The sequence below is a fragment of the Pantoea sp. SGAir0215 genome, assembly GCF_043543215.1.
Genome location: NZ_CP028031.1, coordinates 4,427,188 through 4,448,433, shown reverse-complemented (window position 1 = coordinate 4,448,433; position 21,246 = coordinate 4,427,188). Strand labels below are relative to the sequence as shown.

Below are 21,246 nucleotides of genomic sequence, written 5' to 3'. Positions count from 1 at the left end.
CCATTTTACCGGGGCATCAGATGTCTGATTACTGTCATGGTATCTGCATCGTCGAAATCATGGATGGCACTCGCACCATTTCCATCATCTCTACCGCGATTATTGGGCTGGTCTGTACCGCCTGGGACACCGACACTACCGCTGAATACGCCGGTATTGTTTGCTAACGTGTAGGGTGGTATCGCCAAAGCCGGGGCAAAATGCACGTTAGCAGGCGATTGTCGACCAGGCCAAATCGGTTAATGTCTTGGTGCGCGTTGCCGTGGGTGCGACCGAAGCGGAAACCATCTCAAACATCATCGGTACCACTTACGAAAACGGCCAGTACACTGTAATGAAAGTCCGGTTAAGCGCAGAATCAGCTCGGCGTGCCGGGCCTTAACTCGCTGGAAATGGCGATCGCGCTCGCCAGGATCGCGTAGCAGGTGCACCTTCAAAACGTACGAAAGCATAGCGGGGATGATCGTCTCGCCGGGCCAGACTAATAAGGTGCCGATTTTTACGCATAACGACAGAAGGTAATCGTTACTTCACTGAAAGCTCGCGAAAGTATGCTTTTTGTATCTGCGTTCAAAAAGAACGAATAAAGTCATGTGATGCTTTTGTGACGCTGGCCTATAGAAACAAAAAAGCCACTCGGCTAAAAGTGGCTTAATGTCCTGATTCAACAGGTGAGATCTGGTGGCCCCTGCTGGGTTTGAACCAGCGACCAAGCGATTATGAGTCGCCTGCTCTAACCACTGAGCTAAGGGGCCAATGGAGCGGGGATTATAAAGTATCTGTTCGGGGCAATCCAGCGTTGTTCGGCTGGTTGCTGAAATAAGCAGCAATGTTTTACTTGCTGATAACTATGATAAAACCGGCAAAAACGCTACGCTGATACGCAGCGTCGTCGCATGCGCGGTGAAGCGCGATTGTCTTTTTGGGCTTAACAGTAGGAAAGACAGCCGCGATCACGACATTGCTCCGCAAATAAGCGTTAACCACTGGCAAGATTATGACGAATACGGATTCTTTGCGTGAGCGGCCAGGACGCAGCGCAAAGCCAGGAGGCCTCATGAGCGAACACAACATCACCGATATCATTGCACCGGACCTGAACGTCCTCTTCTGCGGCATTAATCCCGGTCAGTCGACCGCGCACACCGGCTATCATTTTGCCCATCCCGGCAATCGCTTCTGGAAGGTGATTCACCTGGCAGGGTTTACGGTGCAGCAACTGAAGCCGGAAGAGGAGCAGCGCTTACTGGAGACCGGCTGTGGTATTACAATGCTGGTCGAGCGCCCGACCATTCAGGCAAATGAACTGGCCAGTGATGAGCTACGTGATGGCGGTCAGCGGCTGATGGACAAGGTTCTATGCTATCAGCCTGCCGCGCTGGCGATCCTGGGCAAAGATGCCTTTAAACGCGCGTTTCGTCAGAGCAAAGTGGAATGGGGCGAGCAGCCTATCTACATGGGGAAAACCCAGGTGTGGGTGTTGCCGAATCCCAGCGGATTAAACCGGGCCTCACTGGAAGAGATGGTGGCGCTATATCGCCAGATGTACGAGGCGTTACAGCTGCGGCATTGATGTTGGCGGTTTGGAAAAGGGCAGGGCAGCAGGCATAAAAAACCCCGGCGAACCGGGGTTTTAACGGGCTTAGTCGTCGAGGAAGCTACGCAGCACTTCCGAGCGGCTCGGGTGGCGCAGTTTACGCAGGGCTTTCGCTTCAATCTGACGAATACGCTCACGGGTAACGTCAAACTGTTTGCCCACTTCTTCTAACGTGTGGTCGGTGTTCATATCGATACCGAAACGCATGCGCAGCACTTTGGCTTCACGCGCGGTCAGGCCAGCCAGCACGTCGTGGGTCGCGGAACGCAGGCTCTCAGAGGTTGCAGAGTCCAGCGGCAGCTCCAGCGTGGTGTCTTCGATAAAATCACCCAGATGTGAATCTTCATCATCACCAATCGGCGTCTCCATAGAGATAGGCTCTTTGGCAATCTTCAGCACCTTGCGAATCTTATCTTCTGGCATCAGCATGCGCTCAGCCAGTTCTTCTGGCGTCGGCTCACGGCCCATCTCCTGCAGCATCTGGCGCGAAATACGGTTGAGTTTGTTGATGGTCTCAATCATATGCACCGGAATACGGATGGTACGCGCCTGGTCAGCGATAGAACGGGTAATCGCCTGACGAATCCACCATGTGGCGTAGGTCGAGAACTTGTAGCCGCGACGGTATTCAAACTTATCAACCGCTTTCATCAGACCGATGTTACCTTCCTGAATCAGATCCAGGAACTGCAGACCACGGTTGGTGTATTTCTTGGCGATTGAAATCACCAGACGCAGGTTAGCTTCAACCATTTCTTTCTTCGCGCGGCGGGCTTTCGCTTCACCGATCGACATCCGACGGTTGATGTCTTTCACCTGCTCGATGGTCAGGCCGGTTTCTTCTTCAATCTGTGCCAGTTTCTGCAGCGAACGCATCACGTCATCCTGCACGTCCAGCAGTTTTTCAGACCATGGCTTGTTCATCGCCAGTGCGGCTTTGAACCAGCTCTCGTTGGTCTCGTTACCGGTGAACAGCGTAATGAAGTTTTTCTTCGGCATTTTGCACACTTCAATACACAGCTTCATGATCAAACGCTCCTGGGTACGGACACGTTCCATCATTTCGCGCATGTTGTTCACCAGGTAGTCGAACTGCTTCGGTACCAGGCGGAACTGTTTGAAGACGTCAGACAGGTTCTGGATCTCAGCGACAGAGGCCGCATGGCTGCGTCCTTTGCTCTTGATCACATCGCGCGTCGTTTCGTATTGCGTACGCAGGTCAGAGAACTTCTCGCGCGCCAGTTCCGGGTCGATAGAGTTATCGTCGTCAGAGCTGTCGTCGTCGCTCTCTTCGTCGTCATCGTCGTCGTCATTACGATCTTCTTCGGACAACTCAGAACCGACGTGGGTGGCGGTCGGTGCCAGGTCTTCTTCTGCGTTAGGATCGACAAAGCCAGTGATAAGGTCTGACAGACGCGACTCACCGGCTTCAACACGATCGTACTGATCCAGCAGGTAGGTAATGGCTTCCGGATATTCAGCAACGGAACACTGAACCTGGTTAATACCGTCTTCGATACGCTTCGCGATGTCGATTTCGCCTTCGCGGGTCAGCAGTTCAACGGTACCCATTTCACGCATGTACATGCGAACCGGGTCGGTGGTGCGGCCAATTTCAGATTCAACGCTGGATAATACCTGAGCGGCAGCTTCCGCGGCATCTTCGTCAGTATCGGAGCTGTTTTCATTCAGCATCAGATCGTCGGCGTCCGGGGCTTCCTCAACCACCTGGATGCCCATGTCGTTAATCATCTGGATGATGTCTTCGATCTGATCGGAGTCGACGATATCTTCCGGCAGATGGTCATTGACCTCAGCATAGGTCAGATAGCCTTGCTCCTTACCACGGGTGACAAGAAGCTTGAGCTGTGACTGCGGGTTTTGCTCCATAAGACGGTATCCACACTTCTGTTAATTAGATTGGTGTCGGTCGGCAGCGAGCCAACAATAACATTGAAGGCATTTCGTTCTCGCCGCTGCCTTCGTCGCGGCCTGGGCTTTGCCCATTAGTAATCGGCACTTAAGCCGCAAATTTTATGTCGGGCCTGGCTTACTCGCCATTTTTGCCTCTGACAGTGCTCGTCATCCTCACGTACATCAGTACGCTCCGGTGACTGCGCGCTTTCAGCGACAAAACTTGCTTCGACGCCGACGGCCCGAGGGCGGAAGCTGGCTTACTCGCCATTTTTGCCTCTGACAGTGCTCGTCATCCTCATGTACATCAGTACGCTCCGGTGACTGCGCGCTTTCAGCGACAAAATTTGCTTCGACGCCGACGGCCCGAGGGCGGAAGCTGGCTTACTCGCCATTTTTGCCTCTGACAGTGCTCGTCATCCTCACGTACATCAGTACGCTCCGGTGACTGCGCGCTTTCAGCGGCAAAACCTGCTTCAACGCCAATAGCCCGAGGACGGAAGCTGGCTTTCACAACATTTTTGCCACTGGCGGTACTCGCCATCCTCACATAGCGGAGGTAACGGTTCGCTTACCGCGACAAAACCTGCTTCGCCCTGAATAACTAAACCTGCCGCTCCGGTTACGGACAGCAGCAGGTAGGGTAACCTGTTACTTTTTCGCGAAGGCCTGGCTCAGTGTCCAGAGCTCGCGGCGTTCATCGGTGCTGAGTCCATGGGTGCGTTCTCGCGCAATCAGGAACTCCAGTCGTTCTTCCAGAGCCGCGTCATAAATACTGGCCAGGGAATCCTGGAACACCGCTTCGCTCTCTTCATCCACTATCATGTGGTTCCACACGGCCAGTGTTTCAAGCGTTTGGCTAAAATTTGTTCCGCGATATAACTCTAGTAGCTGACCGGTGGTCAATCCAGGATTCTCGTTACAGCGCTTCACTAATTCAATAAATAGCGGTAAACCGGCTATTTTTGACTCGGCCAGCCCATCCAGTGCAGGGACCAGACTTGCCAGTTGTGGATTCTGAATCAGCAACGCCACCAGTACGCGCATTGTGGTGCGTTTCAGCGGCGGAGCAACCGGTGCGCTTGCGCCCTGTGCCTGTTTAGGCATCAGCTTTTCAAGCTGCGCATCATCCAGAATACCGAGTTTGTTGCCCAGTTCCTGACGCAGATAAATGCGTAACGTTTCACCGGGAATCTGCGTGATCAGTGGCAATGCCAGTGTACTTAAACGCGCTTTGCCGTCACGAGAGCTTAAATCGACCTGCGGCAACAGGCTGTCGAACAAAAACGAAGAGAGCGGCATAGCCTGCTCCATCCTCGCTTCGAATGCGGCTTTACCTTCTTTGCGAACCAACGTATCCGGGTCTTCGCCGTCAGGTAAAAACATAAAGCGTAGTTGACGACCGTCATTCATGTAAGGCAATGCGGTTTCAAGCGCTCGCCAGGCGGCTTCACGTCCGGCGCGATCGCCGTCGTAACAGCAAATCACGTTATCCGTACTGCGAAACAGCAACTGAATATGTTCAGCCGTGGTCGATGTACCCAGTGAGGCAACCGCGTAGTCCACGCCGTATTGCGCCAGGGCAACGACATCCATATAGCCTTCCACCACTAACAGGCGTTTCGGTTCAGGATGATTTTTTAAGGCTTCATACAGGCCATACAGCTGACGACCTTTATGAAAAACAGGCGTTTCGGGCGAGTTAAGATACTTCGGCGTATCATTACCCAGCACGCGGCCGCCAAAGCCGATAACGCGGCCTCGCTTATCGCGGATGGGAAACATCACACGCTCGCGAAAGCGATCGTAAACCCGGCCTTTGTCATTACTGACCAGCATGCCCGCTTCCATTAATGACTCGCGATCTTCCGGCTGCTTACCAAAGCGTTTGAGAACATTGTCCCAACCGGCGGGGGCATAACCTATCGCGAAATGATTAATGATATCGGCGCTCAGGCCGCGATGTTGAAGATAATCGCGCGCTGACTGGGCACTGGATTGCTGCAAACTCTGCTGATAAAAACCGTTAAGGTTGTCCATCAGTTGGTACAGGCTCTGGCGCTGATGGCGTTCCATCGGGCTGGGCCCGTTACCCGCTTCGTAAGGGACATCTAACCCGTGAGAAGTGGCTAACTCTTCGATACTTTCAACAAACTCCAGACGATCGTAGTTCATCAGAAAGTCGATGGCATTACCGTGCGCACCACAACCAAAACAGTGATAAAACTGTTTTTCGCCATTTACGGTAAAAGAGGGGGTTTTCTCATTATGAAAAGGACAGCACGCATGATAATTCTTTCCCTGCTTTTTTAGCTTTACGCGAGCATCGATCAACTCCACGATGTCCGTGCGGGCAAGTAAGTCATTGATAAATACGCGTGGAATTCGTCCTGCCATAAGCCCCGTTTTTTCAGCTCATAAACGACAACAAGCCGCGCTTCCTTTCGGAAAGCACGGCCTTTTACTTGACTCGGTCTGCGTTTATCACGCTGTGGAGGCGAACCTCCGGGATATTAGTACAGACGAGTGCGGCGTGCGTTTTCGCGAGCCAGTTTTTTGGCATGACGCTTAACTGCAGATGCTTTAGCGCGCTTACGCTCGGTCGTTGGTTTTTCATAAAACTCACGACGACGAACTTCAGCCAGAACGCCTGCTTTCTCGCAAGAACGCTTAAAGCGACGCAGTGCTACGTCGAACGGCTCGTTTTCACGTACTTTAATTACCGGCATGTAACTCTCACCTCAATAAAATTCGGTTTTTCTGCTGACTGCGGCGCCAGCACATTTCAAAATGGTGCAGCATTTTACTCCAACTCGCGTCGGCTTGTAAAGCACCATGGATAATTAAGAACCAACAGGAGCGTATGCCTGTGCGGCTGCCGGTTTTTTCCAGGGGCGGGAGTATAGCGCACTCTTTAGGCAGCAGAAAATGACTTTTTGCGTGGATTGAGTCCTCTTTTTGCACAGTGGCTATGCTAAACTGCGCGCCGCAAGAATGAGGTGAAGCAATGCGAATTCTGGGTATTGAAACATCGTGCGATGAAACCGGCATCGCAATCTATGATGACGAGGCTGGCTTAGTCGCGAACCAGCTCTACAGCCAGGTAAAACTGCATGCCGATTACGGCGGCGTGGTACCGGAACTGGCTTCGCGCGATCACGTACGTAAAACGGTGCCCCTGATTCAGGCGGCGCTGAAACAGGCGGATTTAGCGCCGCAGCAGATTGATGCGGTGGCCTATACGGCGGGGCCGGGCCTGGTCGGCGCGTTGCTGGTGGGCGCGACGATTGGGCGCGCGCTGGCCTTTGCGTGGAAGGTGCCTGCGGTGCCCGTGCATCATATGGAAGGCCATCTGCTGGCGCCGATGCTGGAAGACAATCCACCCGCCTTCCCGTTTGTGGCCTTGCTGGTTTCTGGCGGCCACACGCAGCTGATCAGCGTTACCGGCATTGGTGAATATGTACTGCTGGGCGAGTCAATTGACGATGCCGCAGGCGAAGCCTTCGATAAAACCGCCAAATTGCTGGGGCTGGATTATCCCGGCGGTCCCATGCTGTCGAAAATGGCGCAGCAGGGCACGGCTGGACGCTTCACGTTCCCGCGTCCGATGACCGATCGTCCGGGGCTGGATTTCAGTTTCTCGGGCCTGAAGACCTTTGCGGCGAATACCATTCGTGGCCATGACGATGACGCGCAAACCCGTGCCGACATCGCCCGTGCGTTTGAAGATGCGGTGGTGGATACGTTGGCCATCAAATGCAAACGCGCCCTGGATGAAACCGGTTTTAAGCGGCTGGTGATTGCGGGCGGCGTAAGTGCCAACCGTACGCTGCGCGAGCAAATGGCGGTCATGATGCAGAAGCGCGGTGGTGAGGTATTTTATGCCCGTCCTGAATTTTGCACCGATAACGGTGCCATGATTGCCTACGCGGGCATGGTGCGTCTGAAAGGCGGTACGCGGGGAGAGCTGGGCGTAAGCGTCAGGCCGCGCTGGCCGCTGGCCGAACTGCCTGCCATCTGACAGAAAAAAGCCGGTCAACCGGCTTTTTTTACGCTTACTGTTTCTTTTTGCGCTTCCAGATTTTATTTTCCTGACGACGCCACAGACGTTGGATGTTGTCATGATGTCGCAGCAAAATCAGGCAGGAGAGCATGGAAACCGGGAACGTAAACTGCGGTTTAAACCACCAGACATAGAACGGCGCAATCAGGGCGCTGACAATCGCCCCAAGCGATGAGTAACCGCTGAGCAGCACGGTCAAGAGCCAGGTGCCGGTCATCAGCCCGGTCAGATCCCAGCCGATAGGCGCGATAGCACCAAACGCGGTCGCCACGCCTTTCCCGCCTCTGAAGCGGAAAAACACCGGATAAATATGGCCCAGACAGGCGGCAATGGCGGTTAAGCCCAGGTAGAGCGGGGGCACGTGAAGCAGGTACGCCAGCCAGACAGGCACCATACCTTTCAGAATATCGAATACCAGCACCGTTGCTGCCGCCGCTTTGCCGCCAAGGCGCAGCACATTGGTGGCACCCGGGTTGCCTGAACCGTGGGTGCGGGGATCGGGTAGCCCGGCGAGTTTGCATACCAGAATCGCACTGGAGATGGACCCACACAGATACGCGAAAATAATCATACCAAGCGCGAAAGCACTCATAACACCGTCCCGTTTCCTTTGGGGTCGTTTTGATCACGTCAACTATGGATAATACGCACAATCTGCCGGAAGTGGTATCCGGCCTGGCCAAAAACAGAGAGCACCGTCATGGATATCGTCTTTATAGAACAACTCACCGTCTTCACTACAATTGGCGTTTACGACTGGGAGCAGGGGATTCAGCAGAAGCTGGTGATCGATATCGAAATGGCGTGGGATAACCGCCAGGCGGCCGCCAGTGACGATGTTAAGGATTGTCTGAGCTACGCCGACGTCTCTGAGGCGATCCTGACACATCTGACGGGCGGACGTTTTGCACTGGTCGAACGCGTTGCCGAAGAAATTGCGGATCTGTTGATGAACCGTTTCAATTCGCCCGGTGTGCGTATAAAGGTAGCAAAACCGGGCGCTGTAGCGCAGGCCGCGCAGGTTGGCGTGCGAATTGAGCGCGGGACTATTCCTAAATAGTGATGATGTGATTGCCATCACAATGAAACCAAACCAAATTATGGTCTGTCTCAGCAGGTGCCGTTTCGTTATAACAAACTCAATGGCAAGCGAGCTTAATGTTATATTCAGGCTGGACAGATAAGATTCAAGGCGATAGCGCGACTGCTAGCGCCTTTTTCATGGTTTTAAAACGGACAGAGGAAATACATTGATGGCAGATATTCATCAGCTGTGGGTAGCTGCAATCCTGGGCGTGGTAGAAGGGCTGACCGAGTTTTTACCGGTCTCTTCCACCGGGCACATGATTATAGTGGGGCATTTGCTTGGCTTTGAGGGTGACAAAGCCGAAACCTTTGAAGTCGTGATTCAGCTAGGCTCCATTCTGGCGGTAGTCGTGATGTTTTGGCGGCGTTTGTTTGGCCTGATCGGCATTCACTTTGGCGAAGTCAAACACGAAGGGACAGGAACCGGTCGCTTAACGCTGATTCATATCCTGCTGGGCATGATTCCTGCTGTCGTGATAGGGCTGGTCTTACACGATCAAATTAAAACGCTGTTTAATCCGATAAATGTTATGTATGCGCTGGTGGTCGGCGGTTTGCTGCTGTTAGCGGCGGAATTCCTGAAGCCAAAACAGCCAAAATCCGTTGGCGTGGATGACATTACCTATCGTCAGGCGTTTATGATCGGCTGCTTCCAGTGTCTGGCGCTGTGGCCGGGCTTCTCGCGTTCAGGTGCCACGATTTCAGGCGGAATGCTGATGGGCGTGAGTCGCTATGCGGCGTCCGAGTTCTCCTTTATCCTCGCCGTACCGATGATGATGGGGGCGACCGGGCTGGATCTGTACAAGAGCCTGGGCTTCCTGAGCATGGCCGACTTCCCGATGTTTGCAGTGGGTTTTATCACTGCCTTTGTCGTCGCGATGATTGCGATCAAAGTGTTCCTGGAGCTGATCAAACGCATCTCTTTCGTATCGTTTGCGGTCTACCGCTTTATCGTAGCGGCTGCGGTTTACATGCTGTTCACGTAAACCCAACGCGGCCAGGTCACTGGCCGCGTTAACCTCTGCCTTCGGCAACGGCGTCGATGCGGCGCCGCGTCAGCTCTTCCCGCACCGCACTCCCTTTAAAGCCAGCCTCAACCACCGCTTTCGATGACACGGCCTGCGCCCGCGCAAATGCGCGTCGCAGATAGTCACCCTGTGGATACGGCATGCTGGCGAGCCCACCGCGCCCACGGGCATCGGCTTCGCTACACAGCGCCAGTTGATGCACGCGTTCAGGCTTACGCCAGGCGTCGAGACGGTCAAATAACGCCACAATCGCCTCAGAAGGCAACTGCTCAATGGTATGCATCGTGTCGTGGAATTCGGTTACCAGCAGGGCTAAATCGCGAATGGCATTCGGCACGCGCAAACGCTCACAGAGTGCGGCAACCAGCGGCACACCGGCGGGGCCATGACCGCGATGGCTGGGCCACTTTTCAACGGGCGTTAACGCTTTGCCTACATCGTGAAACAGCGTGGCAAAACGTACATCAATGGCCTCACTTAAGGCGGCGGACAGCGTCAATGCCATCAGCGTATGCACGCCCGTGTCAATTTCAGGATGCCATCTGGCGGGGGCGGGGATGCCATAAAGGTTATCGATTTCCGGGAACAGCACCTTCAGAGCACCGCAGTCACGCAGCACCTGAAAATAGACCTGAGGATTATGCGAGGACAGCGCTTTTTCGGTCTCTTTCCACACGCGCTCAGCGGTAAGATCGGCCAGCTCGCCGCTCTCCACCATTTGCCGCATCAGCGCCTGGGTTTCATCGGCAATGCGAAAGTTAAGGTGGGCAAAGCGCGCAGCAAACCGCGCCACGCGCAGCACGCGCAGCGGATCTTCACTAAAGGCTTCTGAAACGTGGCGCAGCAGTCGGTCAGCAATATCCTGTTGCCCCTGGTAGGGATCATAGAGCGTGCCGTTTTCATCGCGGGCGATAGCGTTGATCGTCAGATCGCGGCGTTGTAAATCCTGCTCCAGCGTGACGTCCGGGGCCGACCAGGTGGTAAAACCGGTATAGCCTTTGCCGTTTTTGCGTTCGGTGCGCGCCAGTGCATATTCTTCGCGGCTGTCAGGATGCAGAAATACCGGAAAATCGCGGCCCACCTGCTGATAGCCCTGTTCCAGCATGCTTTCTGGCGTTGCGCCCACGACCACCCAGTCTTTGTCTTTAACCGGCAATTTCAACAACGCATCACGTACCGCACCGCCAACAAGAAACGTCTTCACGCACCACTCCAGAGATAAATAAGCGACCTGCGCGTCTGCGGGCGTCCTGCACCTGAATTCAGACGGGCACAACCCTTATTGTTACACAAATTCGACATATTGCAGACAGGCCAAAAAGGGCATCTTACGATCCCCTTTTGCAGCGAGCGGTGGAAAAGGTTAGTTCATCCAGCGATCGTTTTTCTTGCGACGCGGCACCATATGCGGCAGCAATAGACCCAGCAGCAGGCCCACGCCGAGCACGCCGCCACCGTACATAAACCACTGCATGATGATCGTGCGCTGTTTGTCATCCAGCTGAACGTTAGCGGCATTGACCTTCTTCTGGGCCACGATCAGTTCGTTCTTCAGCTTCTGATTTTGCTCTTTCAGCCCATTGATGACGCTGTCGCTGCTGGCCACTTTATTCTGCATCTCGGCCGTGCGCTGGTTCCAGCTGTTGTCAATGTTCGCTAACTTAGCCGTCAGGTCTTTAACCTGTTGTTCTAACTGAGGCACCCGGGTGCGCAGGCTGGGATTTTCACTCAACTGCGACAGGGGAATCCAGACGGTGCGGCCTTCCGCATCGCGCACCTGGCCATATTTGGTGGCGTCATTGGTTTGTAGCAGTTCGACCTGTTCACCCGCGTTCAGCTTACCGAGCAGGCGAAACTGGTCGCCGGGGCCGCTGCGAACCCAGGTGGATAATTCGTCAGAAACATAGCGTTTTTGATCGGCATGAGCAGGTGTAAGGGCGCTGAGGGCCAGCAAAGTGATTCCAGCAAGTGTGATTTTTTTCATTCGATTTCGTTTTGTTTAAAAATAAAGATAATTTACCGGCACAGTCTGTAGAGGCTTCGCATAAATCTGAATGAGAACTATCCTGGTCTCATAACAGTGCGAAAAGGCGAGCGAAAGCAGAAAGAAACCAGAGACAGCAAGGCTTCTGTGCATTACTCTTCGCCTGAAAACCCGCATCTTCGGCTCAGTGGATGCAGCAGAAGATAACCTTAAACGGGCAGGGAATATATCCTCAAGTGCCAGCGACGTAGTGAATAAAAAAATATGACCATTGAGATTGAGCTTAAGTTCATTGCAAAACCCAACGCTGCCGGGAAACTGGCAGAGAGGCTGGCGGCTTTTCCGCATCAGCATCAGGCAGCGCGCCAGCTGACCAATATCTATTTTGAAACCGACGATAACCAGTTACGACGGTGGAACATGGGCTTACGTATTCGCGGCGTGGACCAGCGTTACGAAATGACGCTGAAAACGGCCGGCAGTACGCTGGGCGGTTTACATCAGCGCGGCGAATACAACGTTGACCTGACGGAACCTACGCTGGATATCAGCCGTCTGCCCGCCGACATCTGGCCAGAGGGAACGGATATCGCGGCCTTGCAGCAGCGCCTGAACCCGCTGTTCAGCACGCATTTTGACCGTGAAATCTGGCTGGTGACGGCAGGTAAGAGCGAAGTGGAAATCGCGTTCGATAAAGGCGAGGTCGCGGCCGGTGAGCATCAGGAAGCGCTGTCAGAAGTCGAACTGGAGTTAAAAAGCGGTGAGCGCAGCGATATGCTGGCTTTTGCGCAGCAGCTGATTGCCGTGGGCGACCTGCGTATGGGCAGCCTGAGCAAAGCGGCACGCGGCTATCAGCTGGCGAAAGGTAACCTTCCACGTGAATTACGTGCTTTTCCGCTTTTGAAAGCCGGACCGAAGGCGACGGTGGAAGCTGGCATGGTGGCGGCAATGGCCGCTGGCCTGGAGCACTGGCAATATCATGAAGAAGTGTGGTTACGGGGCAATAAGCGCGCACGGGAATCAGTACGTGAAGCGCTGGACGTGCTGCGCCAGGCCTTTGCGCTCTTTGGTGCGTTAGTGCCGCGTAAGGCCAGTAGCGATCTGCGTCAGAAGCTGACGACGCTGGAAGAAACGCTGCTGAATGAAGACGTGGATGCAGACAGCTTCTGCTTCTCTACTCGCTCCGTAGAAACCCAGTTAGCACTTACTCACTGGCTGGCTGAGGCACAATGGACGCCGTGGATTGATCAGAAGGGGCAAGCCAAGCTGCAAGGTTCCTTCAAGCGCTTCGGCGATATCATGCTGGGCCGCATTAATGCCGATCTGAAAGAAACCTTTGCCACCATTCATCAGGCGAATGAATATCAGGACAAAGCCACGCGTCTCGATCGACAATTACTGGCCGTTCATTTGCTGGCAGGCGCTTACTCGCCGGACGCGGTAGAGCGCTGGCTGGCCCCGTGGCAGCAGCTACAGCGCGCCATACACGAAAAGCAGCACGTCAGCTTAGACGGCTTAACCGCGCAGGCAATGAAACAACCGCCGTTCTGGTTAACCAGCGGCTCGCCGCGCTGAATCTAACAGCACGCTATCAGGGAGAGAACATGTTGCCAGCCTTACCTACCGTATTGCGTACTCAGGCCGAGCGGGCGGTCGAACAGTCAGGTCTTACCGGTTCTGCTCTTACGGAAGAGCAGCTTGCCGGTCTGGCCTTCAGCGATTTCGTGCTCGACAACCTGCAGCAGAACCCGGACTGGTGGCAGGCGATCGCTGACCGCTCGCCTCAGCCTGAAGAGTGGCGGCACTATGCGCAGTGGCTGAGTGGTGACATGGCGGCGGCAGACAGCGAAGCCAGTCTGATGCGCGTGCTGCGCCTGTTTCGGCGTCGGATGCTGGTGCGCATTGCCTGGATGCAGTGCCTGCATCACGCCAGCACAGAACAGACGTTGCAACAGCTGAGTGTACTGGCGGAGGTCCTGATCAGTGCGGCGCGTGACTGGGTTTATCAGGACTGCTGTCGTGAGTTTGGCACGCCGTGTAATGCCGCGGGTGAGCCTCAGCCGCTGCTGATCCTGGGCATGGGAAAACTGGGCGGCGGCGAGCTGAATTTCTCTTCTGATATCGATTTAATTTTTGTCTGGCCCGAGAACGGCAGTACCCGTGGCGGTCGGCGTGAACTCGACAATGCGCAATTTTTTACCCGTATGGGGCAGCGCCTGATCAAGGTGCTCGATCAGCCCACCGCGGACGGGTTTGTTTACCGGGTGGATATGCGTTTACGGCCCTTTGGCGACAGTGGGCCGCTGGTGATGAGCTTTGCCGCGCTGGAAGATTATTACCAGGAGCAGGGGCGTGACTGGGAACGCTATGCCATGGTGAAAGCCCGACTGATGGGCGATGATCAGGATCGCTGGAGCCAGGAGTTGCAGCAGATGCTGCGGCCGTTTGTCTATCGCCGCTATATTGATTTCAGCGTGATTCAGTCGTTACGTAACATGAAGGCGATGATCTCACGTGAAGTGCGCCGCCGTGGCCTGAAAAATAACATTAAGCTGGGGGCGGGCGGCATCCGCGAAACGGAGTTTATCGTCCAGGTCTTTCAACTGATTCGCGGTGGACGTGAGCGCTCGCTTCAGCTCAGAGCCTTGCTGCCCACGCTTTCCGCCATTGAATCCCTGGGCTTACTGCCACCGGAGCAGGTTGCTGCGCTGCGCGAGGCCTACCTGTTTTTGCGGCGGCTGGAAAACCTGCTGCAAAGCCTGGCCGATGAACAAACGCAAACGCTGCCGGAAGATGCCCTGCACCGCGCCCGAATGGCCTGGGCGATGCAGTGTCAGGACTGGTCAGAACTTAGCGCAAAACTGGATACGCACATGGCCGCCGTGCGGGCAATCTTTGACGAGCTGATTGGTGAAGATTCGCCGGATGTTGGCGATCAACCGGAGCTGGCCGATTTTAATATGCTCTGGCAGGACAGTCTGGAAGACAGCGAGCTGGCCCCGCTGGTTCCTCAACTGGACGCGGAACACTGTCAGGCGCTCAATCAGTCACTGGAAGCGTTTCGTCAGGATATCAGCCGCCGTTCCATTGGTCCGCGCGGCCGTCAGGCACTGGATCAGCTGATGCCGCGCCTGCTGAGCGAAGTCTGTCTGCGCAGCGATGCGGCCGTCACCTTTAGCCGGCTGGCACCGCTGCTGCTCAGCGTGCTGACGCGCAGTACCTATCTGGAGCTACTGACGGAATATCACGGAGCCCTGCGGCACTTGATCCGTCTGTGTGCAGCCTCGCCGATGGTGGCAAGCCAGCTGGCGCATTATCCGCTGCTGCTGGATGAGCTTCTCGATCCCGCCACGCTGTATCAGCCCACCGCGACGGATGCCTATCGTGATGAACTGCGCCAGTACCTGATGCGCATTCCCGCCGATGATGAAGAGCAACAGCTTGAAGCGTTACGCCAGTTTAAACAGGCGCAGATGTTACGCATCGCGGCAGCCGACATTGCAGGGACGTTGCCGGTGATGAAAGTGAGCGATCACTTAACCTGGCTGGCCGAAGCCATCATTGAATCGGTGGTGCAACAGGCCTGGAATATGATGGTGCAGCGTTACGGTCGGCCTTCGCATCTGGTGCAGGAGCACGAGCGGGGCTTTACCGTGCTGGGCTATGGCAAGCTGGGTGGATGGGAACTGGGTTACAGCTCCGATCTTGATCTGGTTTTTCTGCACGACTGCCCGCTGGACGCGGTGACCCAGGGCGAACGCAGCATTGACGGCCGACAGTTTTATCTGCGGCTGGCCCAGCGCATCATGCACCTGTTTAGCACCCGCACCTCGTCCGGGATTTTGTACGAAGTGGATGCGCGCCTGCGTCCTTCCGGTGCGGCGGGCATGCTGGTCAGCACGTTCGATGCTTTTGATGACTATCAACGTAACGAAGCCTGGACATGGGAACATCAGGCGCTGGTGCGTGCCCGGGTTGTCTTCGGTGAGCCCGCCCTGAGCGAACGTTTCAACGCCATTCGCCGGGCGATTCTCTGCCTGCCCCGTGAACCGGCGGCGTTGCAAACCGAGGTCAGGGAGATGCGTGATAAAATGCGCGCGCATCTGAGCAATAAGCATAAAGGGCGCTGGGAGATCAAAACCGACGAAGGCGGCATTACCGATATCGAGTTTATTGCCCAATATCTGGTACTGCGCTATGCCGCAGCAGAGCCTGCCTTAACGCGCTGGTCGGACAATGTGCGGATCTTTGAACTGATGGCAAACCATCAAAAAATGGCAGACGACGAAGCGGCGGCGTTAACCCATGCCTATGTCACGCTGCGCGATGCCTTGCACCATCTGGCGCTGCAGGCGCTGCCGGGACACGTCGAACCGGATGCCTTTGCGCAGGAAAGAGCGTCGGTCAACGCCAGCTGGCAGCGGTGGTTGCAGTCATCAGAATCTCTCACGGCGTGATGCTGATAGCAACTGTGCTATCATCCGCGCACTATTTTGAATGCAGTCTGGAGTGTCTGGAATGAAAGTTACTCTGCCCGCGTTCGGCCAGGCTTCGGTACTGGTCGTTGGCGATGTCATGTTGGATCGTTACTGGTATGGCCCTACCAGCCGTATTTCCCCTGAAGCCCCGGTGCCGGTGGTGAAAGTGGAGACCGTTGAAGAACGCCCTGGCGGCGCCGCTAACGTGGCGATGAATATTGCTGCGCTGGGTGCCGGTTCACGGTTGATCGGGCTGACCGGTGAGGACGATGCGGCTCAGGTCCTGAGTAAAACGCTGAAGGACGTTCGTGTTGACTGCGATTTTGTCACGTTAAAAAGCCATCCGACGATCACCAAACTGCGTGTGCTGTCCCGCAACCAGCAGCTTATCCGCCTGGATTTTGAAGAAGGTTTTGAGCAGGTTGATGCCGCACCGATGCACGAAAAAATGCGCCAGTCGCTGGCCAGCAGTGGCGCGGTGGTGCTGTCGGATTACGGCAAAGGGGCGCTCGACAGTGTTCAGCAGATGATCACTCTGGCGCGTGAAGCCAGTGTGCCTGTCCTGATCGATCCGAAAGGCACCGATTTTGCCCGCTATCGCGGCGCGACGCTGCTGACGCCCAACCTGTCGGAATTTGAAGCTGTTGTCGGTAAATGCAGGACGGAGCAGGAAATTGTTGAACGCGGCATGAAACTGATTGCCGATTGCGACCTTTCCGCGCTGCTGGTCACGCGTTCTGAGAATGGCATGTCGCTGCTACAGCCGGGGAAAGCGCCGCTGCACTTGCCCACGCAGGCACAGGAAGTGTTTGACGTTACCGGCGCCGGGGATACGGTGATTGGTGTGCTTGCTGCTGCTCTGGCGGCGGGGGATTCGCTGGAAGAAGCCTGTTTCCTGGCCAACGCGGCAGCCGGTGTGGTGGTGGGTAAACTGGGAACCTCAACCGTCAGCATCGTGGAGCTCGAAAACGCCATTCATGCCCGTCCGGAGCGCGGGTTTGGCATCATGACCGAAGCTGAACTGAAAGAGGCCGTCGCTATGGCCCGTCAGCGCGGCGAAAAAGTGGTCATGACCAATGGCGTCTTCGACATTCTGCATGCCGGTCATGTTTCCTACCTCGCAAACGCCCGTAAACTGGGCGATCGCCTGATTGTGGCGGTAAACAGCGATGCGTCGACGAAACGTCTTAAAGGCGACAGCCGTCCGGTGAATCCGCAGGAAAACCGGATGATCGTGCTGGGTGCGCTGGAAGCCGTAGACTGGGTCGTGCTGTTTGAAGAAGATACGCCGCAGCGTTTGATCGCCAGCATATTACCGGATTTACTGGTGAAAGGCGGGGATTACAAGCCAGAAGACATTGCAGGCAGTAAGGAAGTCTGGGCGAATGGCGGTGACGTGCGGGTGCTGAACTTTGAAGATGGCATTTCAACCACCAATATCATTAAAACCATTCGCGGCAACTGAGTCGTGATGGCGGGAGCCTGCGCTCCCGCCAGCCAGCATCACTCGCCGGATTTATCCGCAGGGTTCGCCGCCGGGACAATCGCCGGTGCCGGGCCTGGCGTGGTGGGCACCGCGGGTGCAGACGATGCGGTCCCGGTTCCTTTGCTTTCCAGCTGGGCCAGACGTTGTTCCAGCGCCGCCAGTTTTTCCCGCGTACGCAGTAAAACCTGAGTCTGTACATCAAACTCTTCACGGTTGACCAGATCCATGCGGGTCAGCTGGGCCTGCAGAGTCTGCCGTATTTTCTTTTCAACATCATCGCCAAATTCACGAACTCCCTTCGGCAGCGCGTCATGAACCTGACGGGCAATTTGTTCAATTTTTTTCGTGTCGATCATGATGATTTCCTGGTTACGGGTTGCTGTGGCAGCATTTTACCAACGCTAGAGTCACTTAAGTGTAATGCCTGAATTGAAAAGGTTAAACCTGAAATCCATAGCGCAAAAAAAGCTAAAGCAATAATGGCTTTGTGGATTGCTGCCCTGACGGGGAAACGTTATAGTTAAAACGCTTATTCTCAGGGCGGGGCGAAATTCCCCACCGGCGGTAAATCAGCCCAGGCTGAAAGCCCGCGAGCGCTTCGCTGTAATGGTGAAGGTCAGCAGATCCGGTGTAATTCCGGGGCCGACGGTTAAAGTCCGGATGGGAGAGGGTAACGACATCTGTCAGGCATTATGTCTGTTTTGCGTCATTGCTACGTCTTTACGACGTCACTCCTAAGCTTGCCCTGATTCTGGTAACCCAACACATTTATAAGGTTTTATTACCATGAATCAGACTCTACTTTCTGAATTTGGCACGCCGAAACAGCGTGTAGAACGTGCTATTGCAGCCTTACGCGAAGGCCGTGGTGTTATGGTTCTCGACGATGAGAATCGCGAAAACGAAGGTGACATGATTTTCGCCGCGGAAACCATGACCGTGGAGCAGATGGCGTTAACCATTCGTCACGGCAGCGGTATCGTTTGTCTGTGCCTGACTGAAGAACGTCGCCAGCAACTGGCGCTGCCGATGATGGTGGAAAACAACACCAGCGCCTACGGCACCGGTTTCACCGTGACGATTGAAGCGGCAAAAGGCGTAACCACCGGCGTATCTGCTCAGGATCGTATTACCACTATCCGTGCCGCGATTGCCGATGACGCAAAACCTGAAGATTTAAACCGTCCGGGTCACGTCTTCCCGCTGCGTGCCCATGATGGCGGCGTTCTGACGCGCGGTGGCCACACCGAAGCCACTATCGATCTGGTGACGCTGGCAGGCTTCAAGCCCGCAGGCGTTCTGTGTGAACTGACCAACGACGACGGTTCCATGGCGCATGCGCCGGAAGTGATCGCGTTCGCGAAACAACACGCCATGCCCGTCGTCACCATCGAAGATTTGGTAGCCTACCGTCGCGAACACGAAACGCGTCAGGCCAGCTAGTTTTCGTCTTAATCAGGCCAGTTCTCTGGCCTGATCGTCTCGCCTTGTCCTGTCTGTGCGCTTCCTCAGTCCCTGCCATTTTTATTCAAAATTTCTGACAGAGAACATCATGCTTATCCGCGTGATCACGCCGGTAAAAAGCGTATCGTGGTGTTCACAGAATGAACACATCAAGGATCACTATGAGTCAGGTTCGCATGCCGGCGCTGTTTTTGGGACACGGCAGCCCAATGAATGCCTTAGAAGAAAACCGCTATACCGCTGCCTGGCGTAAAGCCGGTGAAATCCTGCCACGGCCACGTGCGATTCTGGCGGTTTCGGCTCACTGGTACACACAGGGAACTGCCGTAACGGCGATGGACAATCCACGCACTATTCACGATTTTGGCGGCTTTCCTCAGGCGCTTTTTGATACCCGTTATTCCGCGCCGGGCTCACCCGCACTGGCGGAAGAGATTGCGGAACAGTTATCCCCGGTGCCGGTTCATCTGGATCACGCATGGGGATTGGATCATGGCTCGTGGGGCGTGCTGATTAAGATGTATCCCGACGCAGATATCCCGGTCGTCCAGCTCAGTATCGACAGCGGCAAGCCCGCCGCCTGGCATTACGGGATGGGAAGAAAGCTGTCTGCGCTGCGCGATCGCGGCGTGATGATCGTCGCCAGCGGTAACGTGGTGCACAACCTGCGTAAAGTTCTCTGGGGCGGCGGCGAAGCTTACAGTTGGGCGACGGGGTTCAATAACTTCGTGCGGGACAATCTGGCGGTGCAGGCCGAAGCGGATGCACATCCGTTGGTGAGTTTTATGCAGCATCCGGATGCGGCCTTATCCAACCCGACGCCGGAACACTTCCTGCCATTGCTGTATGTGCTGGGCTCCCGTCACGCAGATGAGCCTGTGACCGTTCCGGTGGAAGGTATGGAGATGGGCGCAATCAGTATGTTGTCGGTACAGGTCGGTTAACGCGTAAGACAGGCCAGCGAACTGGCCTGGAGCTAAAAGGCTATTCAATAAAGGCGTGCGGATAGAAACGCGACAGATCCTGCGTGATCAACTCCCGATCTTCCCGCAGGCCAATCCCGGCCGGTTGATCGTCGATGAGCCAACTGCCAATCAGCGTATAACTGTCACCAAATTTTGGCAGCGGATGGAACTGCTGCACAATCATGCCTTCTTCGCCGTATGGACCATCCACCCGGGCGATCTCTTTGCCGTTTTCCACGATACGAATGTTAGCGCCTTCGCGGGAGAACAGCGGTTTGACCACATACTTGTCCATAGGCGGCACGTCGTCTTCAGCAAACCAGGCAGGCAGCAGGTTGGGATGATTGGGAAACATCTGCCACAGCATTGGCAATAACGCTTTGTTTGACAGAATGCTTTTCCAGGCGGGTTCAAGCCACCGCACGCCCGCATCCGCCAGCTTGGTCGAAAACATTTCGCGCAGCATAAATTCCCACGGGTAAAGCTTAAACAGATTACTGATCACCTGATCGTGCGGGTCAGTAAACTGGCCTTTCTCACCCAGCCCTATCTCATCAATATAGAGAAATTCGCTGGGTAAGCCGGCTTCCGTGGCGCAGTCCTGCAGGTATTGCACCGTGCCGCGATCTTCCTCGGTATCCCGGCAGCAGGCAAAGTGCAGCCAGTTAAAGCCGTGCTGCTGATGCAGCACCGTGAAGCGATCGATAAGCTTTTCCTGCAGGCTGTTAAACTGGTCGCTGCCAGGCGGCAACTGGCCCGCATTCAGCTGGTCTTCCAGCCACAGCCACTGGAAAAACGCCGCTTCATACAGCGAGGTCGGTGTATCGGCGTTGTTTTCCAGCAGTTTGGCATCGCCTCGGCCATCCCACGCCAAATCGAGACGGGAATAGAGTGAAGGCTGACGCTGATTCCACGAGTCACGCACGAAGTCCCAGGTATGTTTTGGAATACGGAAGCGGGTAAGCAGGGCTTCACTGTTTACCACTTTTTCCACCACCTGCAGACACATCTGATGAAGTTCGGCGGTCACCTCCTCCAGATAGTCGATTTGCGCCAGGGTAAACTGGTAGTAAGCATCTTCGCACCAGTAGGGCTCACCGTGCATGGTGTGAAAACGAAAACCAAACTCTGTGGCTTTTTCCCGCCAGCCCGGGCGCTCAGAAATCGCGATTCGTTGCATA

General features: G+C 55.2%; 17 protein-coding genes, 1 tRNA gene, 1 pseudogene and 1 riboswitch. Of the genes and pseudogenes, 10 read left to right on the top strand and 9 right to left on the bottom strand.

The window, feature by feature from the left end:
• Nucleotides 1-20 precede the first annotated feature (20 nt).
• A pseudogene (locus C1N64_RS20795) lies at nt 21-416 on the top strand (phage tail protein); the annotation flags it as partial.
• 263 nt (nt 417-679) lie between these two features.
• On the opposite strand, the gene C1N64_RS20790 reads toward C1N64_RS20795, so the two are convergent.
• A tRNA-Ile gene (locus tag C1N64_RS20790) sits at nt 680-755 on the bottom strand.
• Between the two features lie 302 nt (nt 756-1,057).
• Between C1N64_RS20790 and mug the strand changes: the two genes are divergently transcribed.
• A complete protein-coding gene (gene mug, locus C1N64_RS20785) occupies nt 1,058-1,573 on the top strand; it encodes a G/U mismatch-specific DNA glycosylase (protein WP_367143633.1) in 516 nt (171 codons plus the stop codon).
• A gap of 69 nt (nt 1,574-1,642) precedes the next feature.
• Here mug and rpoD read toward each other — a convergent pair whose 3' ends face one another.
• From rpoD to rpsU, 3 genes are all read right to left on the bottom strand, one after another.
• Nucleotides 1,643-3,487 carry an RNA polymerase sigma factor RpoD gene (rpoD, locus tag C1N64_RS20780; protein ID WP_028723590.1) on the bottom strand — a complete coding sequence of 615 codons (1,845 nt, stop codon included), beginning with the start codon at nt 3,485-3,487 and terminating at the stop codon, nt 1,643-1,645.
• Nucleotides 3,488-4,162: 675 nt separating this feature from the next.
• The gene (gene dnaG / locus C1N64_RS20775) at nt 4,163-5,908 is read right to left on the bottom strand and encodes a DNA primase (protein WP_033739835.1); all 1,746 of its coding nucleotides are present in this window, start codon (nt 5,906-5,908) and stop codon (nt 4,163-4,165) included.
• Nucleotides 5,909-6,024: 116 nt separating this feature from the next.
• The gene (gene rpsU, locus C1N64_RS20770; RefSeq protein WP_001144069.1) at nt 6,025-6,240 is read right to left on the bottom strand and encodes a 30S ribosomal protein S21; all 216 of its coding nucleotides are present in this window, start codon (nt 6,238-6,240) and stop codon (nt 6,025-6,027) included.
• Nucleotides 6,241-6,518: 278 nt separating this feature from the next.
• On the opposite strand from rpsU, the gene tsaD reads away from it, so the two are divergent.
• The gene (gene tsaD, locus C1N64_RS20765) at nt 6,519-7,532 is read left to right on the top strand and encodes a tRNA (adenosine(37)-N6)-threonylcarbamoyltransferase complex transferase subunit TsaD (RefSeq protein ID WP_006118207.1); all 1,014 of its coding nucleotides are present in this window, start codon (nt 6,519-6,521) and stop codon (nt 7,530-7,532) included.
• Between the two features lie 34 nt (nt 7,533-7,566).
• On the opposite strand, the gene plsY is transcribed toward tsaD, so the two are convergent.
• Entirely contained in the window at nt 7,567-8,166 is a 600-nt protein-coding gene (gene plsY / locus C1N64_RS20760) for a glycerol-3-phosphate 1-O-acyltransferase PlsY (RefSeq protein ID WP_039342115.1), read from the bottom strand.
• A gap of 108 nt (nt 8,167-8,274) precedes the next feature.
• Here plsY and folB point away from each other — a divergent pair, with 108 nt between their 5' ends.
• Entirely contained in the window at nt 8,275-8,634 is a 360-nt protein-coding gene (gene folB / locus C1N64_RS20755) for a bifunctional dihydroneopterin aldolase/7,8-dihydroneopterin epimerase (RefSeq protein ID WP_006118205.1), read from the top strand.
• A gap of 193 nt (nt 8,635-8,827) precedes the next feature.
• Complete coding sequence (gene bacA / locus C1N64_RS20750; protein WP_054633121.1) at nt 8,828-9,646, top strand: undecaprenyl-diphosphate phosphatase; 819 nt, start codon at nt 8,828-8,830, stop codon at nt 9,644-9,646.
• Nucleotides 9,647-9,674: 28 nt separating this feature from the next.
• Here bacA and C1N64_RS20745 read toward each other — a convergent pair whose 3' ends face one another.
• Complete coding sequence (locus C1N64_RS20745; RefSeq protein WP_039342118.1) at nt 9,675-10,892, bottom strand: multifunctional CCA addition/repair protein; 1,218 nt, start codon at nt 10,890-10,892, stop codon at nt 9,675-9,677.
• 159 nt (nt 10,893-11,051) lie between these two features.
• A complete protein-coding gene (locus tag C1N64_RS20740; protein WP_006118202.1) occupies nt 11,052-11,672 on the bottom strand; it encodes a TIGR04211 family SH3 domain-containing protein in 621 nt (206 codons plus the stop codon).
• Nucleotides 11,673-11,936: 264 nt separating this feature from the next.
• Here C1N64_RS20740 and C1N64_RS20735 point away from each other — a divergent pair, with 264 nt between their 5' ends.
• The 3 genes from C1N64_RS20735 to hldE all read left to right on the top strand — a co-directional run bounded on the left by C1N64_RS20735 (nt 11,937) and on the right by hldE (nt 17,615).
• Nucleotides 11,937-13,247: a CYTH domain-containing protein gene (locus tag C1N64_RS20735; RefSeq protein WP_058708788.1), complete on the top strand. Its 1,311-nt coding sequence runs from the start codon at nt 11,937-11,939 to the stop codon at nt 13,245-13,247.
• A 29-nt stretch (nt 13,248-13,276) separates the two neighbouring features.
• Complete coding sequence (gene glnE, locus C1N64_RS20730) at nt 13,277-16,129, top strand: bifunctional [glutamate--ammonia ligase]-adenylyl-L-tyrosine phosphorylase/[glutamate--ammonia-ligase] adenylyltransferase (protein ID WP_367143637.1); 2,853 nt, start codon at nt 13,277-13,279, stop codon at nt 16,127-16,129.
• 61 nt (nt 16,130-16,190) lie between these two features.
• Nucleotides 16,191-17,615: a bifunctional D-glycero-beta-D-manno-heptose-7-phosphate kinase/D-glycero-beta-D-manno-heptose 1-phosphate adenylyltransferase HldE gene (gene hldE, locus C1N64_RS20725; protein ID WP_033739825.1), complete on the top strand. Its 1,425-nt coding sequence runs from the start codon at nt 16,191-16,193 to the stop codon at nt 17,613-17,615.
• 38 nt (nt 17,616-17,653) lie between these two features.
• On the opposite strand, the gene C1N64_RS20720 is transcribed toward hldE, so the two are convergent.
• Nucleotides 17,654-17,992: a ubiquinone biosynthesis accessory factor UbiK gene (locus C1N64_RS20720; protein ID WP_006118198.1), complete on the bottom strand. Its 339-nt coding sequence runs from the start codon at nt 17,990-17,992 to the stop codon at nt 17,654-17,656.
• Nucleotides 17,993-18,163: 171 nt separating this feature from the next.
• Nucleotides 18,164-18,312: riboswitch (FMN riboswitch) on the top strand.
• Between the two features lie 110 nt (nt 18,313-18,422).
• Between C1N64_RS20720 and ribB the strand changes: the two genes are divergently transcribed.
• Nucleotides 18,423-19,079, top strand: a complete 657-nt coding sequence (gene ribB / locus C1N64_RS20715; protein WP_006118197.1) for a 3,4-dihydroxy-2-butanone-4-phosphate synthase — start codon at nt 18,423-18,425, stop codon at nt 19,077-19,079.
• 182 nt (nt 19,080-19,261) lie between these two features.
• Nucleotides 19,262-20,044, top strand: coding sequence for a 4,5-DOPA-extradiol-dioxygenase (ygiD, locus tag C1N64_RS20710; RefSeq protein ID WP_205953679.1), 783 nt, complete (start codon nt 19,262-19,264; stop codon nt 20,042-20,044).
• A 40-nt stretch (nt 20,045-20,084) separates the two neighbouring features.
• Here the strand turns inward: ygiD and C1N64_RS20705 are convergent, their stop codons facing one another.
• Complete coding sequence (locus C1N64_RS20705) at nt 20,085-21,245, bottom strand: glutathionylspermidine synthase family protein (protein ID WP_006118195.1); 1,161 nt, start codon at nt 21,243-21,245, stop codon at nt 20,085-20,087.
• Between the last annotated feature and the right edge of the window lies 1 nt (nt 21,246).